An 18,934-nucleotide genomic window follows, 5' to 3' on the forward strand; every position below is an offset into this window, starting at 1 on the left:
CAGCATAGAAGTGCGAGGCAGTATTGCCAGCGCCGGAAACACTTACACAAGAATAGCTATTTGATGGCGCGAAAATTGTTAATTTCGCTTGCTCGCTTTCGTCAGGTTTACAGTTCGGCAATAAGAGACAATGTTGGACTCTTCAATAAAATCGACATTGATGATGTTGCACTTTGACGCCCAGTCGCTTTTCTTCGGGTCGAACCAGGAATTAAGCTCGTCATGAATATCCACGGGGCCGCCGAGAGCGCTGTAACTGGTGGCGGAAAGCGACCACGGTGCCCATGTGCCCGGCGGGTATTTCAGCACGTTAATAATGTGCTTTTCCAAGTCCGCGGCATTGGTGATGCCGCTTCCAGACCATTTGTGCTCGATCTGCTCGTGAAATACGTTTCGATCAAGAGCACTGTGCCATGGGGTCGCGACCAGTATCCTTTGCAGTGGACTGATTTGCTTGAGTCTATTAAGGCTCAGGCCCTGGTTTTGGGCAGGAATCATCCGATGGCCGATAAACCTCAACATCATGTCGTTGAAGTATTTGAAGTCAAAGGGATGCTCGCCGTTATTGAGTTGATGAAAATCCAGAATGACAAACTCATCAGGGTTTTCCATCAGGAATCTATTTAGATCGGTTACCAGGTTCCCCAACGTGCGGTTAGAACGGTGACTGTTATGTAAAAATATGAATTTTCCTAACCCTGGGGCAGTGGCGTCATAAATCAAACGCGCATCAAGAACTCGGGACCCATGACACAGTTGGCTGTAGAACGATTCATGCTGGCAGGCCACCCAGTGGGCGGGAGGGCCGAAAAACGGCCAGGACGCTTTCCAGTCGCAACCAGCATTATGAGTGCCAGGCAGCGTCAGTTCGCAGAGCGATAAAGTGTCAATGGCCGGCGTCGCGGCCATCCAGTTGTTATTGGCGTAGTTGCTCATCTAATGCATCCTTGCATTGATTTATAAGGGAGGTTAATAGTGCCGAACTTGACGGGCGAGGTGTAAGTTCGGCTGATTATTTATAAGGAGGGAGTTGGATTTGGTCAATGGCAGTGATAATGCAAAATGTTTGTTATTAGTGCGAGCTTTATAACGGATTTCGATTCTTCGCTTCAATCCATTGCGCCATGTATTGCGTACTTTTATGGTGGTGATGACGCAACATACTTCCCGTAAAATTATCGCTTCTAAGTTGTGCCAAGTGTTGTTGGCAATACAACAACTTTTCGATCAGCGCCGGACCATGTTCCGATTGTCGATAACGATCGGCCAGCAATGTCTTCCCTTGGGATTGGGCGTCCGTCCACAGAGCCTCGTCTTTGTACAGCTGAACCGCGCAATCGGCGAACGCCTGTGCTGTTCGGGTCACGGCACCTGGCCAGAGATGTTCGCCATGCATCGCTTCTGCGCCGATTGGCGTTGTAATCGTGGGCGTGCCACACAACATGGCGTCGACAATTTTGCCTTTGATGCCGGCACCGAAGCGTAGGGGGGCCAGGCAAATCCGTGCGCCAGACATGACTTTTAATGCATCTTCAGCCCAGTTCATTACATGAAAACCCTGGCCGGGGTTGTGCAACGCAGTCGCTTTGGGCGGTGTGTAAGCACCGTAAATGTGCAATTGAACCGTAGGCAGTTGTTGGCGAATCAGCGGCCAGATAGTGGTTTTCATCCAGAGCACCGCATCCCAGTTGGGCGCATGACGGAAGTTGCCGATGCTGAGAAAGTGCGCGCGGTCTTCAAAAGAAACCGGTGGCACGCTCGGTAGATCGACCATCAGCGGGCACCAGTGCAGCAAGTGGCGCGGCAGCTTGAATTGCTTGACCAGCAACTCGATCTCCACTTCGGAAATCATCAGGTTCAAGTCGCAACGATAAATCGCTGCGATCTCCCTTTTGGCCAGATCGGTATCGGCCATCAGCTCAAACTCTTCACGCAACGCCGGGGCGAATAACTCGGTGAAATCATTGGCGTCGTCACTGGCTTTCAAACGCTGCTTGAGGCGTTGATGGCGGGCATCTCGCAGGCTTCGCAGATCAGAGGTCTCAAGCACGCGCAAGGCATCGGGGCAGTGCTTTTCAACTCGCCAGCCGAACTGTTCTTCCATCATGAACTGATCGAACAGAACAATATCCGGGGCCAGTTCGCTGATGAACGTGTCGAAACTGCTGTTGTTCAATTCGATCGGGACTTCGCGAATGCCCAAGACCGTCAGGTCTGCCCGGTGTTCACCGGTGCCGGCCGGGCTACTGAAAGTAATGTCCCAGCCTTGCGCCAAGAAGGTCTCGAGAATTTGCATCATGTGCCCACCGGCCGCTGAAGAGCGGGGCTCGGGCCAGACGTAACCAATGACCAGGACTTTGGTGGAGGAGGGCTGACTCATGGGGCATTCCTTGATGCGGGTACTGGGCGTCGAAAAAGCGCGCAATTAAACCACAGTCAGTTGTTTCCATTCAGCCAATCTGCCGCAGACCCGCCCTGCGGCAGATCGTATGGCTTAAACCGGATTCAACTTCACAATAACCTCCCAACCGATGTAGCCGTTCTGGCTTCTTTCGAGCGCCTTCGACATCGTCTCAATGTTTAGCCGGTACGAGACTGGATCTTTCGATAACTGGCTAAGCAGTGATGTGGTCAGTGCGAACGAGTCCGCATTATTGAAAGCGTTGGCCTTGTCGATCACTTTCAGCGTATCCAGATCACGCAGGTGGCCGGAGGCCAGGTTCATCAGCGGAGCCACATCCAGTCGTTGGTAGTTACCTTGGCGTCCGGATACTGGAAGGTGGGCATAGGAGTGATCCAGTGTGTTGGGGGCTCCATGAAACAACTCATGAACAATGTCATCGGCGAGTACATCATGGCTATAGCCTTCGGTACGGAACTGCCGATTGAAGTTATGGGTATAGATGCGCATGAACTTCTTTTGGGTTGCTTCCTTCGGGATTGCGCGTGCCCATTCTGCATACAAGTCCGGGTTCAGGGCTGCGAAACTTTGCGACTCGGCAGAGTCCAGGATGAAGTTGTCGGGTGTGACCTTGGCAATATCTTTTTTTACTTCGTTCAGGTAATTCAGAACTTTGCGTCGACCTTGGCTGGAGTTGTCACCTAACAACAGTTTCACAATCTTCCCAGAGTCGGTTTCAAGTGATGCGTCCGTCAAGACTCTGATAGCATCGTCAACCTTTGCTCTAGAGGCTGGCAACGCGTCCTTGAGCAGTTTGCGGGTGTAGGATGCCGGCATCAGCTGATCCAGCTTGAGCACATGCCAGATTTTCATTGGTTCGAAGTTGTTGAGCTTCGCTCCCCATGGCTGACCGTGCCGGTTGAGTGCGTACCAATGGTCGTTCTGGCGTATACCCCAGACCCGGAAAAGGTCTTTCGAAGATTCCACGGGGCGCCAGGTTCCGAAACGAATGATGTCTGGATCGCCGGCTCTGGCCAATTGCTCGAATTGAGTCTGACCTGCCAACCGGCGAAGATCGGAAGTGGCGTTTTCCAAGGCCGCAACGCTCCCGTTAAAACCTTTGCGCAACAGTTTTGCGCCACCTGTCAGCAAATCCGGAACGCCATCCAGCGGATTTAGCAAGCTGCTCACCAGGCCCAGGCCAGTCTTGGCCATGGCGCTGGCTTTCGTTGCAAGGGTCATGCTTCTGGCGGCAAGACTGGCTACCTTAGCGATGGCCCCGACCACCAACAGAAGTGTCATCGCAGCTTCCAGGGTGCAGGCAGCTACTCCTTGGAACTGTCGATCCAGATCGTCTGAACTGATGTCTTCGATGCATGATTTGAACGGGATGACAATATTGAGAAACGTGTTCAAATCTTCTTCACGTTCTGCGCGCAATACCTCCAGTCGGGTTTGCCCCCAACATTCTTTTACCAACTCATCGTAGGTTGCGATTGGCCGGTGCTTGAGCACGAAGTTCACGAGCGGGTTGAATTCACTTGAATAGAAACTTTGGTAATAGCCTTTGCTTTCAATGTTCGAAGGCAGGAGTGTCGCTGATAGTTCCCCGATTTTTTCAATGACGCCACGACTGGTATTGACGAGGCCAGGTGTGACTCCATGGGTGTAGCACTCGATGTCCGTGGGCAGTTGATGCACCGGTGCCGGATGGGAGTGGTTTTTTCCACTGCTGGGGGGGCTTGTATGTAACAGGTTCTCCCTTTCGATCAGCTCGGCCAGTTCCGTGTTTTCACGGCAGACTCCGTGCAAGGTGAACAGCTCATAACAACTCAGTCGTCCTTCGAAGTAGGTACACATCACCACGCCGTAACGACCGGTGGCCTGCTTTTTGTCTTCCTGACTCTCCATGGGAACCCGATTCGTCACTTTCAGTATGGTGTCAAGAGTTGCCGATATTGGATTCATGGGGGGGCGGGTGATTGGATGAAGAGTGGCGACTGAAGGCCGTACAGAGAATATCGTCACTTGTCCGCGCAGCAGCCGCGCCCGATCAGGAAGCGGCAAGGATGAAAGGGCCAGTTTCAAATGCGTACTCATGGCCTGTGTATGTGACACATAGTTTCGATTGAATTGACGGTAAAACTCTCCATCCGGAGAAATCAGATTTGGGAGCATCTTTGGAAACGCTTTATAAATACTCTCTCCATGCTTCAAGTCCCAATCACCTGTCTGCAGGTCGTTGGACATGTGCAGGTCTACAGGGGATATGAGAAACGGTTTGCCATAGACGTCTGCCAGTAATCGATTGCTCGTTTGGTGAAGGACGTCATCTTCAAGATAGGAGCATCCCTTGGCGACTTGCTTGAGGATGTCCAGGGCGACGCTCTTGCGGGTCGGCAAGGGGCGAGACAATGTTTCAGCCGTTTCAGCGTAGGTTTTCGCATGGCGGGCGTAAGCGGCCACTGCCACTTCAAGTGAATCCTTGACCGACCGGTTCACTTCATTATGGGTGACGATACCGTTGAGCAACGCCCAGTCGATCACTGGATCTACAGCAGCCAAGGCATTGAGTGCCTGTTGCGACTCGGTGACTGAGACGGATTTCATCAGGTGTTGTATTTGCGCGTGGGTCATTGAGCGCGACGATCCCGGTGAAATGATTTCCTGCACCGCGATGGTCCGGCAGTAATCAACCCATTGCGGGGTGCCTAATAGCAGAGTAGGCGGCAAGTCCTTGACCAGGAACTCCGGCGCGGTGCCGGCCAGCAATAAATGCGAGGCCAGTGCCGCGTTGTGTTCAGTGATTCGGTGGTTATTGATCAGATGTCTTTCGAACTCCGTTTGAACACTGGCGAAAGACTTCTCTATGTGTCGGGCCGCATAGAGATCGAAACCGGCCACTTGATTGCGCGGCTCTTGCTCCCCGACCATCGGATGGAGATCCAGCAGTAGCGCGGTCAAAAGTATTTGCTGGAGAGACTCATCCGATAAGGGCTGATTATCTTGCGCACCATACCAATCCAGATCCCGTACAAAACTCTTTGCCCAGATTAGAGCAATTGAACTGGAAACAAGCGTTTTCAGATAATACTCCGCATCATATCGATTGAAGGGAATGGATCGTCCACCCAGAATAGTGCCTGACAGATGTTCCAATAATGGTTCGCCCTTGGTGTGTTCCTTGATAAGTGCTCGAAGCCGGTAGCACTGTGCTGATGACATAGTGAGCGGATTGTTTTCCCCGACCTGTATCATTTCCCAATAGTTGCCCAATGGCGGACTGACGGGATGTGGCTGTTCCAGGAATGCAATCAGGTTCTGGGCATCGATGAGCGTCCGAGGGAGGAGGTAACGATGGAATCTCAACCATTGAATCATGCTGACTTGGTCATCAAGGGTGACTACGCCACCGGTCAATTGCGCCATTTCAACCAATACAACAAGATCATCGTTCAGATCCGGCGCCAGTTTGAATGCACCCTCGAAACTCAGGGTTCTGCCTGCGTAGTGTGCCTTGACCTGACCATTAGCGGTTACTTCAAACAGTGAATGTTCGGACAGCTGGAGCTTCATCAAAAGTGTTTTGAAAGAGTCTTTTTCGACCATGTTTCGCAACATGACTCTTGCGGGCTGAAGAGCTTCTTCTAGCGATGAACCAGACTCCAGGGAGATGAAAGCACCCTCCAGGGAGATGGAGGCACCCCCCGGAGAGATGGAAGCAACCCCCAGGGAGATGGAAACGCCCACCGGACTGACTTCCTTGGAGTAATTGTGGTCTTGCGCGCGACGCTTTAATTTGCTGAGAAACTCCAGGCGTTCGATGTTATCTTTTCGACTGTTGTGATCTTGGGGCGGGATATAAGCTGAAGGTCTTGATAAGTGTCTTTGAAAAATATTGGCTGTATTTCTAATGATCATGGTAAATCCATCTATTTCTGGGTTGTATATTTGAGGTATCCTCTTTTAATGTTTGGGTGATAGCAAGTTGGCGTGTGTAAGTGTGTGTTGCATTTGTCTGGAGGTAGTTACGGCTTTAGTTGGTCTCTATGTTGTTCGGATGCAAAGACCTCTTTGCTATAACTGGCAAGAGGTCAGTGATTTATTACAGTTTTAAATAATGCTTGTGACTTTATTCCGCAACTGATCGCGACCATCCATGATTGGCAGCCCCACATCGGTCATTATCAAATCGATGTACTGATCTTCATCGTTGAGAAACTCCAGCGTCTGTTCGCTGCCATCGGGAAACAACAGCAACCGTGGTACTGAACTGAACGCTCCGGCATCAGGCGCAAGAAAGTGGATGAACGAGAACAGTCAAGAAAACACGACAACCCCACAGAGCAAAAGAGTGAGATTGTCGTGTCGTGATTTACTGACCCGGGGTGCCGGGTAGTGTTCTGCAAAATGCCTGATCGGCGGGTGGCGGCTGATTCGGATACATTTCCGGAAGTACCTTGACCATCGTCGTTTCGACAACGCCGTCCGCGTACTCAGTTTCGATGAACTGGGCGTTCCAACCCTCCTCGGGAGCGCGGAGAGTCGCCTGGACGTTCATTGCGACCGGCAATGGTTTTGCGGTATAGCGCACGCCGCAGTTGTACCGGAAGTCCCGGGCCTTCGGGTTGAGCGCTGTCCACTGAGTCGTCCTGATCGGCATTTCGGACAACGTCAGGTGCAACTGGGTCGATGTGGCGTCCAGGCGCTGTTCCTGTGCCTTTAACCTCGGTGCGGTATTGCCGGTCTGCCGCCGCTTGATATAAGGAATCAGGTTCGCTTCAACAAACGCCCGCACATCGTGGGCGGAATTGGGAATGACCCGAAGTGTGTTGTTACCCGGCAGGTCCGGAAAATACTGGCGTGAAGCATCCGGGATGAAGAAGTCATCGCCACTGGCGTTGACGATGTACTTCGGGATCTTCATGCGGTCGATGAAGCCGGGCAGATTCAGATAGGTCATTGGGTCTTCGACCTGCATCAGCTTCTTGAACGGCTCGCTCTTGCGTTGGGCAATCACGCCTTGCAAGTAGTAGTCGGCGTACGCCAGTGGCCAGTTACCGCCGTAAGCCAGAAACGTCTGGTCGAACACTTTGTCCGTGTTCAAGACGTCGATGACAAACGGCACGATGCTATCGACGCGTGAGTCCGCAAGGGCGGACAGCCATACCGCCCAACCGCGTTTCGACGCGCCGGTGGCAAGAAAACTCACCACCTGGCCTGGCTGCGTTTCCTTTTGCGCCAGGTCCATGGCCTTGACCAGCGCTTCCATCATCGGCACATGCAGCGACATAAAGGGCTGTTGTTCCGGGGCCTGCATGAATAGTTTCCAGCTGTGGGCAACGCTGCCATCTTCTGTGCGCGGCACGCCGTCATCGCTGTAGGTCAAGTACTGGTTGGGGACATTGCTGACAGCCACTACGATCAAACCGGTTTGCCGGGCGATGTTGAGCAATGTTTGCTGCGAAAAGTTGTTGGGTGCTCCCGGTGACTCACCGGGCAAAGGGTTGTTGACGCCGTCGTTGGCGACCAGCACGGCACGCGTACCCTTGACGTTGTCGGGAATGTACAGGTCGACTCCATGGGTCCAGCCTGCCGGGGCGACTTGACCGCCCTGGCCCCAGGACTGTGACGTCAGTTCGAAGCGGCGGATGTTGACGCCGGGCTGTTGCTCTTGTCCCTTACTGACGTAGCGCAACGGTTGCGTCGCTTCGGCTTTGCGATAGCAGCTCAATACTTCGCTGAACGCCTGGCCGCTCTGTTCAAAGCAGTGCTGGGGATTGTCGGAAGAGGCTGACTGGCAACCATATCCGGCGATGAGCATCAGCAATAATCCGCTGATTTTCAAATAACGTGCGTAGCGTTCGGTTTGACTCGGCATGGACTCGGTTCCTTATGAGTGGGATCACCGGTCCAATCAAACGCCAGGCGGGTGGCCTTTTCTACTGTCAGAGTTGACAGGTCAGGGCCCAAAAACGCCGGAAAATGCGACCTTACGTCGGTTTATGCAGAAAAGTGGAGAGGGCCAAGAGCGCCGGTCACCTGTTTCAGGCCAGCATGCCTTTGACCTTGTCGCGCAGTTGATCAATGGAAAACGGTTTTCCAATCACGTGCATACCTTCGGGCACCTCAATGCTTTCGGCATAGCCGCTGGCAAACAGGATCGGCAGCTCGGGGCGCAGCATCCGCGCCTGCGTGGCCAATTCACGGCCGTCCATCACCGGCAAACCAACGTCTGTCATCATCAAATCGATGTACTGATCTTCATCGTTGAGAAACTCAAGCGCCTGTTCGCTGCCATCGGCCTCTAGCACCTTGAACTCGAGTTCCTCCAGTACATCGACAATCAGCATGCGCACGATGGCGTCGTCTTCGACGACAAGGATGATGGACGCGGTGGCGGACATAGTGGGTTCTCAGAGGTTGAATTCGCGGTCGTCGGTCGATCGTAATCGCCGGGCTCTTGCTTGAGTAAGTGGCGGAACCCGACAAGTTCCCACGCGGTAGAAAAAAGAATAGCCGCACTCGTGCGGGCAAGGATAACCGCTCCTTTGCGCTGGAGCAGTGGAATGTAGGATTTTGCTCGAAAAGGTGACAGAAAATTGGATCAGTACGCCCCTTTTGGGGCAGACTCCGTGGTTTTCAACAGTTCGACAAGGTTTCCCACATGACATCCGCGTCTTCGGTTGATGAGCAACGATTCCGTAAACTCCTGAGCCGCAACGTCAGCCTGCCGTTGGGTGTCGGTGTGCTCAGTGCAGTGTTCTTTGTTTCGCTGATCACTTACCTGCTGTCGGTGACCCGGTGGGTCGAGCACACCGACCGGGTGATCAATAACGCCAATGAATCGGTCAAGCTGACCGTCGATCTGGAAACCGGTATGCGCGGCTTCCTGCTCACTGGCGACGAGCACTTCCTTGAACCCTACGAAACGGCCAAGCCGCGAATCGCTGTCGCCCTCAATACCTTGCTCGAACTGACCGCGGACAACCCGGTGCAGACCGACCGTCTGAACCGGCTCCAGGCCTTGCAGAATGAGTGGGCCACTTACGCGCAGGCACTAATTGAATTGCAGCGATCCAGCGGCGATTACCGCAGCGTGGTCAAGGCCGGGCGCGGCAAGCGGCTGACCGATGAGATCCGCAAGCAATTCGAAGACGTGATCGACATGGAGCAGCAGTTACGCACCACGCGCAACGAGGAAGTGCGCCGTACCACGATCTGGAGCATCAGCCTTTATCTGTTGTTCATCGCCGGGATCAGCGCATTGCTGGCCTACATTGGCCGTCGGGATTTGCTCAACCTTTCGCAAAGTTACAGCGCCAACCTCGCCGGGCAACAGGCCAGTGCTCGTCGCCTGGAACAACAGGCCTGGTTGCGCAATGGCCAGACCGAACTGGCCGAGCAAGTGCTGGGGCAACTGTCGCTTAATCTGCTGGGGCGCAACATTCTGCAGTTCTGCGCGCAGTACCTGGGCACCGTCGTGGCGGCTATTTATGTTCGTGAAGAGCACGGCGGTCTCAAGCGCATTGCCTCTTACGGTCTCTCCCGCGAGCAGGAAGCGCGCGAACAGCAGATTTACAACGATGAAGGCATTGTCGGCCAGGTAGCGAACCAGGCTCGCTTGATTCGTCTCGATGACGTGCCGAGCGATTACTTCAAGGTCAGCTCCGGCCTGGGCGAAGGGCTGCCGCACAGCGTGCTGGTGGTGCCGACCAGTGACGACGATCGGGTCAACGGTGTGATCGAACTGGGCTTCCTGCGCCCGCTGACTGATCGCGATGTCGAATTGCTTGAGCTGATTGCCGGCAATATCGGCACGTCCATCGAGGCCGCTCGCTATCGCCAGCGCTTGCAGGAAGTGTTGGCCGAAACCCAGCAGCTCAATGAAGAGCTGCAAGTCCAGCAAGAAGAACTCAAGACCGCCAACGAAGAACTGGAAGAGCAGTCGCGGATTCTCAAGGAGTCCCAGGCGCATCTGGAGACCCAGCAGGTCGAGCTTGAGCAAACCAATGAGCGACTCGCCGAACAGGCGTTGATCCTGGCGGACCAGCGCGACGCCATGGACCTGAAGAACAGCGAGCTCAATCAGGCCCAGACCCAGCTCGAAGAACGCGCCGAAGAGTTGCAGCGCTCGAGCAAGTACAAGTCTGAATTCCTCGCCAACATGTCCCACGAGTTGCGCACGCCGCTGAACAGCTCGTTGATCCTGGCCAAGTTGCTGGCGGAAAACCCTCAGGAAAATCTCAGCGCCGAGCAGGTCAGGTTTGCCGAGTCGATCTACTCCGCCGGCAATGATTTGCTCAACTTGATCAACGACATTCTCGACATTTCCAGGGTCGAGGCCGGCAAGCTTGAGATGCGACCGGAGAACACCAGCGTTGCGCGTCTGGTGGATGGCTTGCGCGGGATGTTCCAGCCCTTGGCGACTGACAAGAAACTGGATTTCCAGGTCGAGGTGCAGGCCGCTGCGCCGATGATGATCTTCACCGACCGCCAACGTCTGGAGCAGGTGATCAAGAACCTGCTGTCCAACGCGGTGAAATTCACCGAAAAAGGCACGGTCAGTCTGACGGTCGCCAGCCAGCCAGGCGACGGTATCGCCTTTGTCATTCGCGATTCGGGGATTGGCATTGCCGCGGATCAGCAGGACAGCATTTTCGAAGCCTTCCGCCAGGCCGATGGCACCACCAATCGCCGTTACGGCGGCACTGGCCTGGGCTTGTCGATCTCCCGTGACCTGGCCGCCTTGCTCGGCGGTTCAATCAGCGTCACCAGCGAACCGGGGCAGGGCAGTGTGTTCACGCTGGTTTTGCCGCAGCAATACGTCGAACCGGGCGAGAATCCTGTCGAGCCGATGAGAGCCACGCCGGTTGCCATTGCACCGAGAGTGACGCCCGCCACGCTGGTACCGTTGATTGCCGAAATCGATATCCCGCGTTTCGACGACGATCGCACCAAGGCGCCATTCGCCACTCGTTGCATTCTGGTGGTGGAGGACGAGCCGAACTTTGCCAATATCCTTTATGACCTGGCGCATGAACTGGGTTATCAGTGCCTGGTAGCGCACGGGGCGGATGAAGGTTACGACCTGGCCAGGGAATTCATCCCGGACGCCATTCTGCTGGACATGCGTCTGCCGGATCATTCCGGGCTGACCGTGTTGCAACGCCTGAAGGAACACGCAGAAACCCGGCACATTCCGGTGCATGTGATTTCGGTGGAAGACCGCGTCGAAGCCGCGATGCACATGGGCGCCATTGGTTACGCGGTCAAACCGACTACCCGCGAAGAACTCAAGGACGTGTTTGCCCGCCTTGAAGCCAAGCTGACCCAGAAGGTCAAACGCGTCCTGCTGGTCGAAGACGATGATCTGCAGCGCGACAGCATTGCCCGGCTGATCGGCGACGATGACATCGAGATCACTGCTGTTGGCCTGGCGCAGGATGCGCTGGACCTGCTGCGCACGACGATTTTCGATTGCATGATCATCGATTTGAAGCTGCCGGACATGCTCGGTAACGACCTGCTCAAGCGCATGTCCACGGAAGATATCTGCTCGTTCCCTCCGGTGATCGTCTACACCGGGCGCAACCTGACCCGGGACGAAGAGGCCGACCTGCGCAAGTATTCGCGCTCGATCATCATCAAGGGCGCGCGCTCGCCCGAGCGTTTGCTGGATGAGGTCACACTCTTTCTGCACAAAGTCGAATCCAGGTTGTCCCATGAACGCCAGAGGATGCTCAAGACCGCGCGCAGCCGCGACAAGGTCTTCGAGGGTCGCAAGGTGCTGTTGGTGGACGACGATGTACGTAACATCTTCGCCCTCACCAGTGCTTTGGAGCAAAAGGGTGCAGTCGTGGTCATCGGACGGAACGGCCGTGAAGCGATTGAAAGACTGAATGAAGTCGAGGACATCGATCTGGTGTTGATGGACGTGATGATGCCGGAGATGGATGGTTTCGAAGCCACCATCGAGATCCGCAAGGACCCGCGCTGGCGCAAACTGCCGATCATTGCGGTGACGGCCAAGGCCATGAAGGACGATCAGGAGCGCTGCTTGCAAGCGGGCTCCAATGATTACCTGGCCAAGCCCATCGACCTGGATCGCCTGTTCTCGCTGATTCGCGTGTGGTTACCGAAGATGGAACGCATTTAGTGGAAAGCAATTGTTCAGTGGAGCGAAATAGCGAAATCGAATTGCGCTTGTTGATCGAGGCGATCTACCTCAAATACAGCTATGACTTTCGCGACTACTCCGGCGCTTCGATCAAGCGCCGGGTCAATCATGCGTTGAGCCAGTTCGAGTGCACGACCATTTCAGCGTTGCAGGAAAAGGTCCTGCACGACCCGACGGCGTTCATGCAGTTGCTGCAACTGCTGACGATCCCGGTCAGCGAAATGTTCCGCGACCCTTCGCATTTCCTCGCGATCCGCAAGGAAGTGGTGCCGCTGCTCAAGACTTACCCCTCGATCAAGATCTGGATCGCCGGTTGCAGCACGGGTGAAGAGGTCTATTCGATGGCCATTCTGCTGCGCGAAGAAGGCGTGCTCGATCGCACCATCATCTACGCCACCGACATCAATCCGCGCTCGCTGGATAAAGCCAAGCAAGGGATTTTCTCCATGGAGAATGTCCGCGCCTACACTCATAACTACCAGCAGGCAGGTGGCCAGCGTTCGTTCGCCGACTACTACACGGCAGCCTACGGCTACGCCATTTTCGACAAGACGCTGTGTGAGAACGTGACCTTCGCCGATCACAGCCTGGCGACTGACAGTGTCTTTTCAGAAACTCAGTTAATTTCGTGTCGTAATGTTTTGATTTACTTCAATAAAAAACTTCAGAATCGTGCTTTCGGTTTGTTTCATGAATCCCTTTGTCACCGAGGATTTTTGGCGCTGGGCAGCAAGGAAACCCTGGATTTTTCAGCCTACGCCAACCAGTTCGAGCCATTGGTGAAACAAGAACGGATTTACCGCAAATCATGAACAGAGCAGCAGATTTGCCTTCTATAGAGGCTATCGTGATCGGCGCCTCGGCCGGCGGTGTTGAGGCGTTGCTGAACATCCTCAGCCCTCTGCGAAAAGGCTTCAAGTTGCCGATCATCGTGGTGTTGCACCTGCCGGACGAACGTCGAAGCTATCTGCCCGAGGTGTTCGCACGGCGAGTAGCCATGCCTGTACTGGAAGCCCGCGACAAGACGCTGGTCGAAGTCGGAACGCTGTATTTCGCGGCGCCGGGTTATCACTTGTCGGTGGAGCAGGACCGCAGTTTTTCCTTGAGCCTGGAAGCCCGCGTGCATTATTCGCGACCGGCCATTGATTACCTGTTCGAGTCGGCCGCTGATGCCTACGGTTCAGCCTTGGCCGCGGTGTTGTTGACCGGCGCCAACCGCGATGGCGCCCGCGGCCTGGCCCAGGTCAAGCGCCGTGGCGGCATGACCATCATCCAGGACCCGGATGAAGCCCAGGTCGCGACCATGCCGCGGGCGGCGCTTGATATACACCAGCCGGACCACATTCTCCCTATATGCGGCATCGGCCGTCTGCTTGTCGAGCTGGAACGAATCGCATGCTAAGTACTATCCAGGCCAAACTGCTGATCGTCGACGATCTGCCGGAAAATTTGTTGGCGCTCGAAGCGTTGATCAGGCGCGAAGACCGTATCGTCTACAAAGCCTTGTCCGCCGACGAAGCCTTGTCGCTGTTGCTGCAACACGAATTCGCCATGGCCATTCTCGACGTGCAGATGCCCGGCATGAACGGCTTCGAACTGGCCGAGCTGATGCGTGGCACGGAAAAGACCAAGAACATCCCGATCGTGTTCGTCAGCGCCGCCGGTCGTGAGCTGAACTATGCGTTCAAGGGCTATGAAAGCGGCGCCGTGGATTTCCTCTACAAGCCGCTGGATATCCATGCGGTCAAAAGCAAGGTCAACGTGTTCGTCGAACTGTTTCGCCAAAGCAAGGCGATGAAACAGCAGGTCGAAGAGCTGGAGCAAAGCCGCCGTGAGCAGGAAGCGCTGCTCCAGCAGTTACAGAGTACCCAGCTGGAACTGCAGCAAGCGGTGCGCATGCGTGATGACTTCATGTCCATCGTCGCCCACGAAGTTCGCACGCCGCTCAATGGCCTGATCCTCGAAACCCAGTTGCGCAAGATGCACCTGGCCCGGGATAACGCCGCGGCGTTCACCCTGGACAAGATGCACGCGATGGTCGATCGCGATGAGCGGCAAATCAAAAGTTTGATCCGACTGATCGAAGACATGCTCGATGTGTCGCGCATTCGCACCGGCAAGTTATCGATCCGACCGACGCGCTTCGATCTGTCGGCGCTGGTTCGCAGCTTGTTGCAGAATTTTGCCCCGCAGGTCGATGCTGCCGAGTCCTCGGTCACCCTGGAGGCCGAGCAACCGGTGGTGGGTAACTGGGACGAATTTCGCATTGAACAGGTGATTTCCAACCTGCTGACCAATGCTTTGCGCTACGGCGCCAAGAGTCCGATCACCGTTAAGGTGTACAGTGAGAGCGGTCAGGCTCGGGTGGAAGTGCGCGATCTCGGGATCGGTATTGGCGAAGAGAACCAGAAGCGTATTTTCCAGCAGTTCGAACGCGTCACGGCCAAACACGCTGTCGCGGGGTTGGGCCTGGGGTTGTTTATTTCCGAGCAGATTGTGGCCGCCCATGGCGGTTCCATTACCGTCGAAAGCCGGATTGGCGAAGGCGCCTTGTTTCGCGTTTGTCTGCCGCTGTAGGAAAACAGCCAGATAAACGCAACCTCTGATCGACCCCACGGTCGTATCAGCAGCTATTGACCGAACAAAGGCTTCCCATGAGTGAAGATGCACAAGACGTCGTACTGATCGTCGAAGATGACCCCTCGATTTTGATGGTGCTGTCGGCCTATCTGTCGGGTGAGGGCTACCGGGTATTGCAGGCCGAAAACGGCGAGCAGGCCTTTGAGATTCTATCGAGCAAACCGCACCTGGACATGATGATCACCGACTTCCGCCTGCCGGGCGGAATCTCTGGCGTGCAGATTGCCGAACCTGCCGTGAAGTTGCGACCGGAGCTCAAGGTGATCTTTATCAGCGGTTATCCGCAGGAGATCCGCGAAACGGACAGCCCGATCACCCGTAAAGCACCGATCCTGGCCAAACCGTTCGATCTGGATGTACTGCAAGAGCTCATGCAGGAAATGCTGTCGTAAGGACTTTTGTAGGAGCGAAGCTTGCTCGCGAAGAACGATAACGCGGTGTATCAGAACTTACGCCTTCGCGAGCAAGCTTCGCTCCTACAGGGGCATTCAGATCCTGATCATCTCCCGCACCTTCGCCGTCAGCATGTCGAAGGTGAACGGCTTGGTGATCATCTGCATCCCAGGATCCAGGAAACCGCCGCGCACCGCCGCATGCTCGGCGTAGCCGGTGATGAACAACACCTTCAGATCAGGCCGGTATTGCCGGCCGATTTCCGCCAGTTGCCGGCCATTCATGCCGGGCAAGCCAACGTCGCTGATCAACAGATCGATACGCTGCCCGGAATCGAGAATCGGCACCGCGCTGTCGGCATCGCTAGCCTCGACGAAGGCATAACCCAGATCGCTCAACACCGTACTGACCAACACCCGCACCGCCGGATCGTCTTCAACGATCAGTACCGTTTCGCCGTTTTGCGCGAACGGAGCGTGCTGGGCGTCCACTGGGTTGTCCTGAGGCAAATCACCGTCAAATCGCGGGAGAAACAGACTCACCGTAGTGCCTTCGCCCACTTTACTGTGAATGGCAACGTGGCCGCGCGATTGCTTGCTGAAACCATAAATCATCGACAGCCCGAGGCCTGTGCCCTGACCGATGGGTTTGGTGGTAAAGAACGGATCAAAGGCCCGGTTGATGGTGCTTTGCGGCATGCCACACCCGGTGTCGGTGACACTCAGCACCACGTAATCACCGGGTTGAAGGTTGCTCTGGGCCTCGGTGAAACCAAGGTCCAGATGCTGGTTACTGGTTTTCACCACCAGTTTGCCGCCATCGGGCATCGCATCCCGAGCATTGATCACCAGATTAAGCAGGGCGCTTTCCAGTTGATTGGGATCGGCCTCGGCCACCCAGAGTTGCTCGTCCAGTTGCATGTCCAGCTGAATGGTTTCGTTGATGCTGCGCTGAAGCAATTCGCCCATGGAGACCACCAGGGTGTTCATCTCCACGGGTTTGGAGTCCAGCGATTGACGCCGGGAGAACGCCAGCAGACGGTGGGTCAGACCTGCCGCGCGGTTGGCTGAGGTCACACCCAGGTCGATCAGACCGTCCAGATCGTCGGTGCGCCCACGGGCCAAACGTCGGCGCAGCAGTTCCAGGCTGCCGATGATGCCGGTCAGCATGTTGTTGAAGTCGTGGGCAATCCCGCCGGTGAGCTGGCCGACCGCTTCCATTTTCTGCGATTGGCGCAGGGCTTCTTCATTGTGTCGTAGCTGCGCGGTGCGTTCCTCGACCTGCTGTTCGAGGGTTTCGAGGGTGTTTTGCAACCGCAGTTCGCTTTGACTCAAATCGATCAGTCGGTCCCGGGCTTCGTATTGTCGTCGACGTCCACGCAACGCGGTGGTCACCAGGCTGATTAATGTGACCGGGTGAAAGGGGCGCTCAAGAAAGGTCACATTCCCCAGTTGTGGTCCGTAGCGCGACGCCGGGTTTTGCTCCGGGCCGCCATGGTAGGTCATCAGTACAATCGGGAGGTCCGACCAGGCCGGTTGTTGCTCGATCAGGCCGAACAGTGGTTCAAGATCACCGCCTGACAAGGCTTCGGAAGAGATCAGCAGCAAGCCTGCCCCTTGCTGCAGCTCGTTGCACAAAGCCATCAGGTCCCGAGTAATCACCCCGTCATAGCCCGCTTCGTTGAGCATCATCAGCGCAATCTGGCTGTCGCGACCCAACGGCGCGAGAATGATCGCGCGCTCGGACATCGCTTCCTGGGCAATCACGGGCTTCCTTCCTCTAGCAAGGGGTTGCTGGCACCCAAATAGGTCGGGACACCGCGCAACACACCCTGAAATGCATCCAGCGGTTCACCAATGGTCATGCCCCGAGCGCTGATGCGGTATTCACGAATGGTCGATTCATGGCTGCCCGTACGTTTCTTGATGATCGAAATCGCCCGGCGTACCTTGCCCAGTGCCTCGAAGTAACGCAGCAGGATGACCGTGTCGGCCAGATAGGTGATGTCCACGGGGGCTTGCATGTCACCGACCAGTCCATGCTGGGCGACGGTCATGAAGGTCGCGACACCCTGGCGATTGAGGTACAGCAGCAACTCGTGCATGTGCAGTACCAGGGCGTTTTCCTCAGGCATAGCCGCCTGATAGCCATTGATGCTGTCGATCACCACGGTCTTGATGTCGCGCTCATCGACGCAGCGACGAACCCGGTAGGAAAACTCTCCGGGGGACAACTCGGCCGCGTCCACTTGCTCGATCAGCAGGTTGCCGGTGTCTTGCAGCGCCTGGAGGTCGATGCCGATGTTCTTCATGCGCTCGAACAGCAACCCGAGCTCTTCATCGAAAATGAACAGCGCGGCTTTTTCGCCACGGGTCACGGCGGCAGCGGCGAAGATCATCGAAATCAGCGATTTGCCGGTACCGGCCGGACCGAGGATCAGCGTACTGGACCCGGTCTCGATCCCGCCACCGAGCAAGGCATCCATTTCCTTGATGCCGCTGGAAAGTTGCTGACGGATATAGCGACCGCGATGCTCGGCGGCCACCAGACGCGGAAATACATGCACGCCGTCACCCATGATGGTGAAATCGTGAAACCCGCCACGGTACTTCTGGCCACGGTACTTCACCACACGGATCCGCCGACGCTCGGCGCCATAATTGGGGGTCAGCTCCTCAAGGCGAATCACGCCGTGGGCCACACTGTGCACGGTTTTGTCGAGGGATTCGGTGGTCAGGTCGTCCAGCAACACCACCGTGGCGTCATAGCGCACGAAGTAGTGTTTGATCGCGAGGATCTGGCGACGGTAGCGCAATGAGCTTTGGGCCAGCAGACGGATCTCGGAAAGACTGTCGAGCACCACGCGGGTCGGCTTGACCCGCTCGACCACTTCGAAAATCTGCTTGGTGGCTTCGCCCAGTTCAAGGTCCGAGGAATACAACAAGCTCTGCTGTTGTTCAGCATTGAGCAGGCTTTCCGGGGGTGTCAGCTCGAAGATGTGGATGTTCTCATCCAGCTCCCAGCCGTGGGACAACGCTCCCTGTCGCAGCTCTCGCTCGGTTTCCGACAGCGTGATGTACAACGAGCGTTCGCCGGCTCGGGCGCCGGCCAACAGGAAATGCAAAGCGACGGTGGTTTTGCCGGTTCCGGGTTCACCCTCCAGTAAAAACACATGCCCGCGGGACAGCCCACCGGTCAGGATGTCATCCAGGCCTTCGATGCCGGTGGCGGCTTTTGCACTGATCAACTCGTTTGATGTAGACAAAAAATGCCCTCTCATGACTAGGGGAAGCGAGGCAGCAGGCCGTAAATGCCTGAAT

The 18,934-nt window shown here is 55.6% G+C and carries 12 protein-coding genes and 1 pseudogene; 5 read left to right on the top strand and 8 right to left on the bottom strand.

The window, feature by feature from the left end:
• Positions 1-78 precede the first annotated feature (78 nt).
• From ACYZUA_RS16195 to ACYZUA_RS16220, 6 genes and pseudogenes are all read right to left on the bottom strand, one after another.
• Positions 79-936, bottom strand: coding sequence for a phospholipase (locus tag ACYZUA_RS16195; protein ID WP_461959656.1), 858 nt, complete (start codon positions 934-936; stop codon positions 79-81).
• Between the two features lie 148 nt (positions 937-1,084).
• Entirely contained in the window at positions 1,085-2,380 is a 1,296-nt protein-coding gene (locus tag ACYZUA_RS16200) for a glycosyltransferase (RefSeq protein WP_461959657.1), read from the bottom strand.
• 114 nt (positions 2,381-2,494) lie between these two features.
• The gene (locus tag ACYZUA_RS16205) at positions 2,495-6,322 is read right to left on the bottom strand and encodes a hypothetical protein (protein WP_461959658.1); all 3,828 of its coding nucleotides are present in this window, start codon (positions 6,320-6,322) and stop codon (positions 2,495-2,497) included.
• A gap of 225 nt (positions 6,323-6,547) precedes the next feature.
• Positions 6,548-6,658: pseudogene (locus ACYZUA_RS16210) on the bottom strand (response regulator); the annotation flags it as partial.
• A gap of 118 nt (positions 6,659-6,776) precedes the next feature.
• Positions 6,777-8,282 carry a PhoPQ-activated protein PqaA family protein gene (locus ACYZUA_RS16215; protein ID WP_461959659.1) on the bottom strand — a complete coding sequence of 502 codons (1,506 nt, stop codon included), beginning with the start codon at positions 8,280-8,282 and terminating at the stop codon, positions 6,777-6,779.
• Between the two features lie 166 nt (positions 8,283-8,448).
• Positions 8,449-8,808: a response regulator gene (locus ACYZUA_RS16220; protein ID WP_461959660.1), complete on the bottom strand. Its 360-nt coding sequence runs from the start codon at positions 8,806-8,808 to the stop codon at positions 8,449-8,451.
• Positions 8,809-9,068: 260 nt separating this feature from the next.
• Between ACYZUA_RS16220 and ACYZUA_RS16225 the strand changes: the two genes are divergently transcribed.
• From ACYZUA_RS16225 to ACYZUA_RS16245, 5 genes are all read left to right on the top strand, one after another.
• Positions 9,069-12,560, top strand: a complete 3,492-nt coding sequence (locus ACYZUA_RS16225) for a response regulator (protein ID WP_461959661.1) — start codon at positions 9,069-9,071, stop codon at positions 12,558-12,560.
• Positions 12,560-13,393 carry a CheR family methyltransferase gene (locus ACYZUA_RS16230; RefSeq protein WP_461959662.1) on the top strand — a complete coding sequence of 278 codons (834 nt, stop codon included), beginning with the start codon at positions 12,560-12,562 and terminating at the stop codon, positions 13,391-13,393. Before ACYZUA_RS16225 ends, ACYZUA_RS16230 begins: the two co-directional genes overlap by 1 nt.
• Complete coding sequence (locus ACYZUA_RS16235; RefSeq protein ID WP_461959663.1) at positions 13,390-13,983, top strand: chemotaxis protein CheB; 594 nt, start codon at positions 13,390-13,392, stop codon at positions 13,981-13,983. Before ACYZUA_RS16230 ends, ACYZUA_RS16235 begins: the two co-directional genes overlap by 4 nt.
• Positions 13,977-15,158, top strand: a complete 1,182-nt coding sequence (locus ACYZUA_RS16240; RefSeq protein ID WP_461959664.1) for a hybrid sensor histidine kinase/response regulator — start codon at positions 13,977-13,979, stop codon at positions 15,156-15,158. The genes ACYZUA_RS16235 and ACYZUA_RS16240 overlap by 7 nt, the downstream gene beginning before the upstream one ends.
• Positions 15,159-15,235: 77 nt before the next feature.
• Positions 15,236-15,613, top strand: coding sequence for a response regulator (locus tag ACYZUA_RS16245; protein WP_008146959.1), 378 nt, complete (start codon positions 15,236-15,238; stop codon positions 15,611-15,613).
• 96 nt (positions 15,614-15,709) lie between these two features.
• Here the strand turns inward: ACYZUA_RS16245 and ACYZUA_RS16250 are convergent, their stop codons facing one another.
• Positions 15,710-17,362 carry a response regulator gene (locus tag ACYZUA_RS16250; protein WP_461964008.1) on the bottom strand — a complete coding sequence of 551 codons (1,653 nt, stop codon included), beginning with the start codon at positions 17,360-17,362 and terminating at the stop codon, positions 15,710-15,712.
• A 14-nt stretch (positions 17,363-17,376) separates the two neighbouring features.
• Positions 17,377-18,879, bottom strand: a complete 1,503-nt coding sequence (locus ACYZUA_RS16255) for an ATPase domain-containing protein (protein ID WP_461959665.1) — start codon at positions 18,877-18,879, stop codon at positions 17,377-17,379.
• Positions 18,880-18,934: the final 55 nt, after the last annotated feature.

The organism is Pseudomonas sp. LS2P72 (assembly GCF_054897865.1).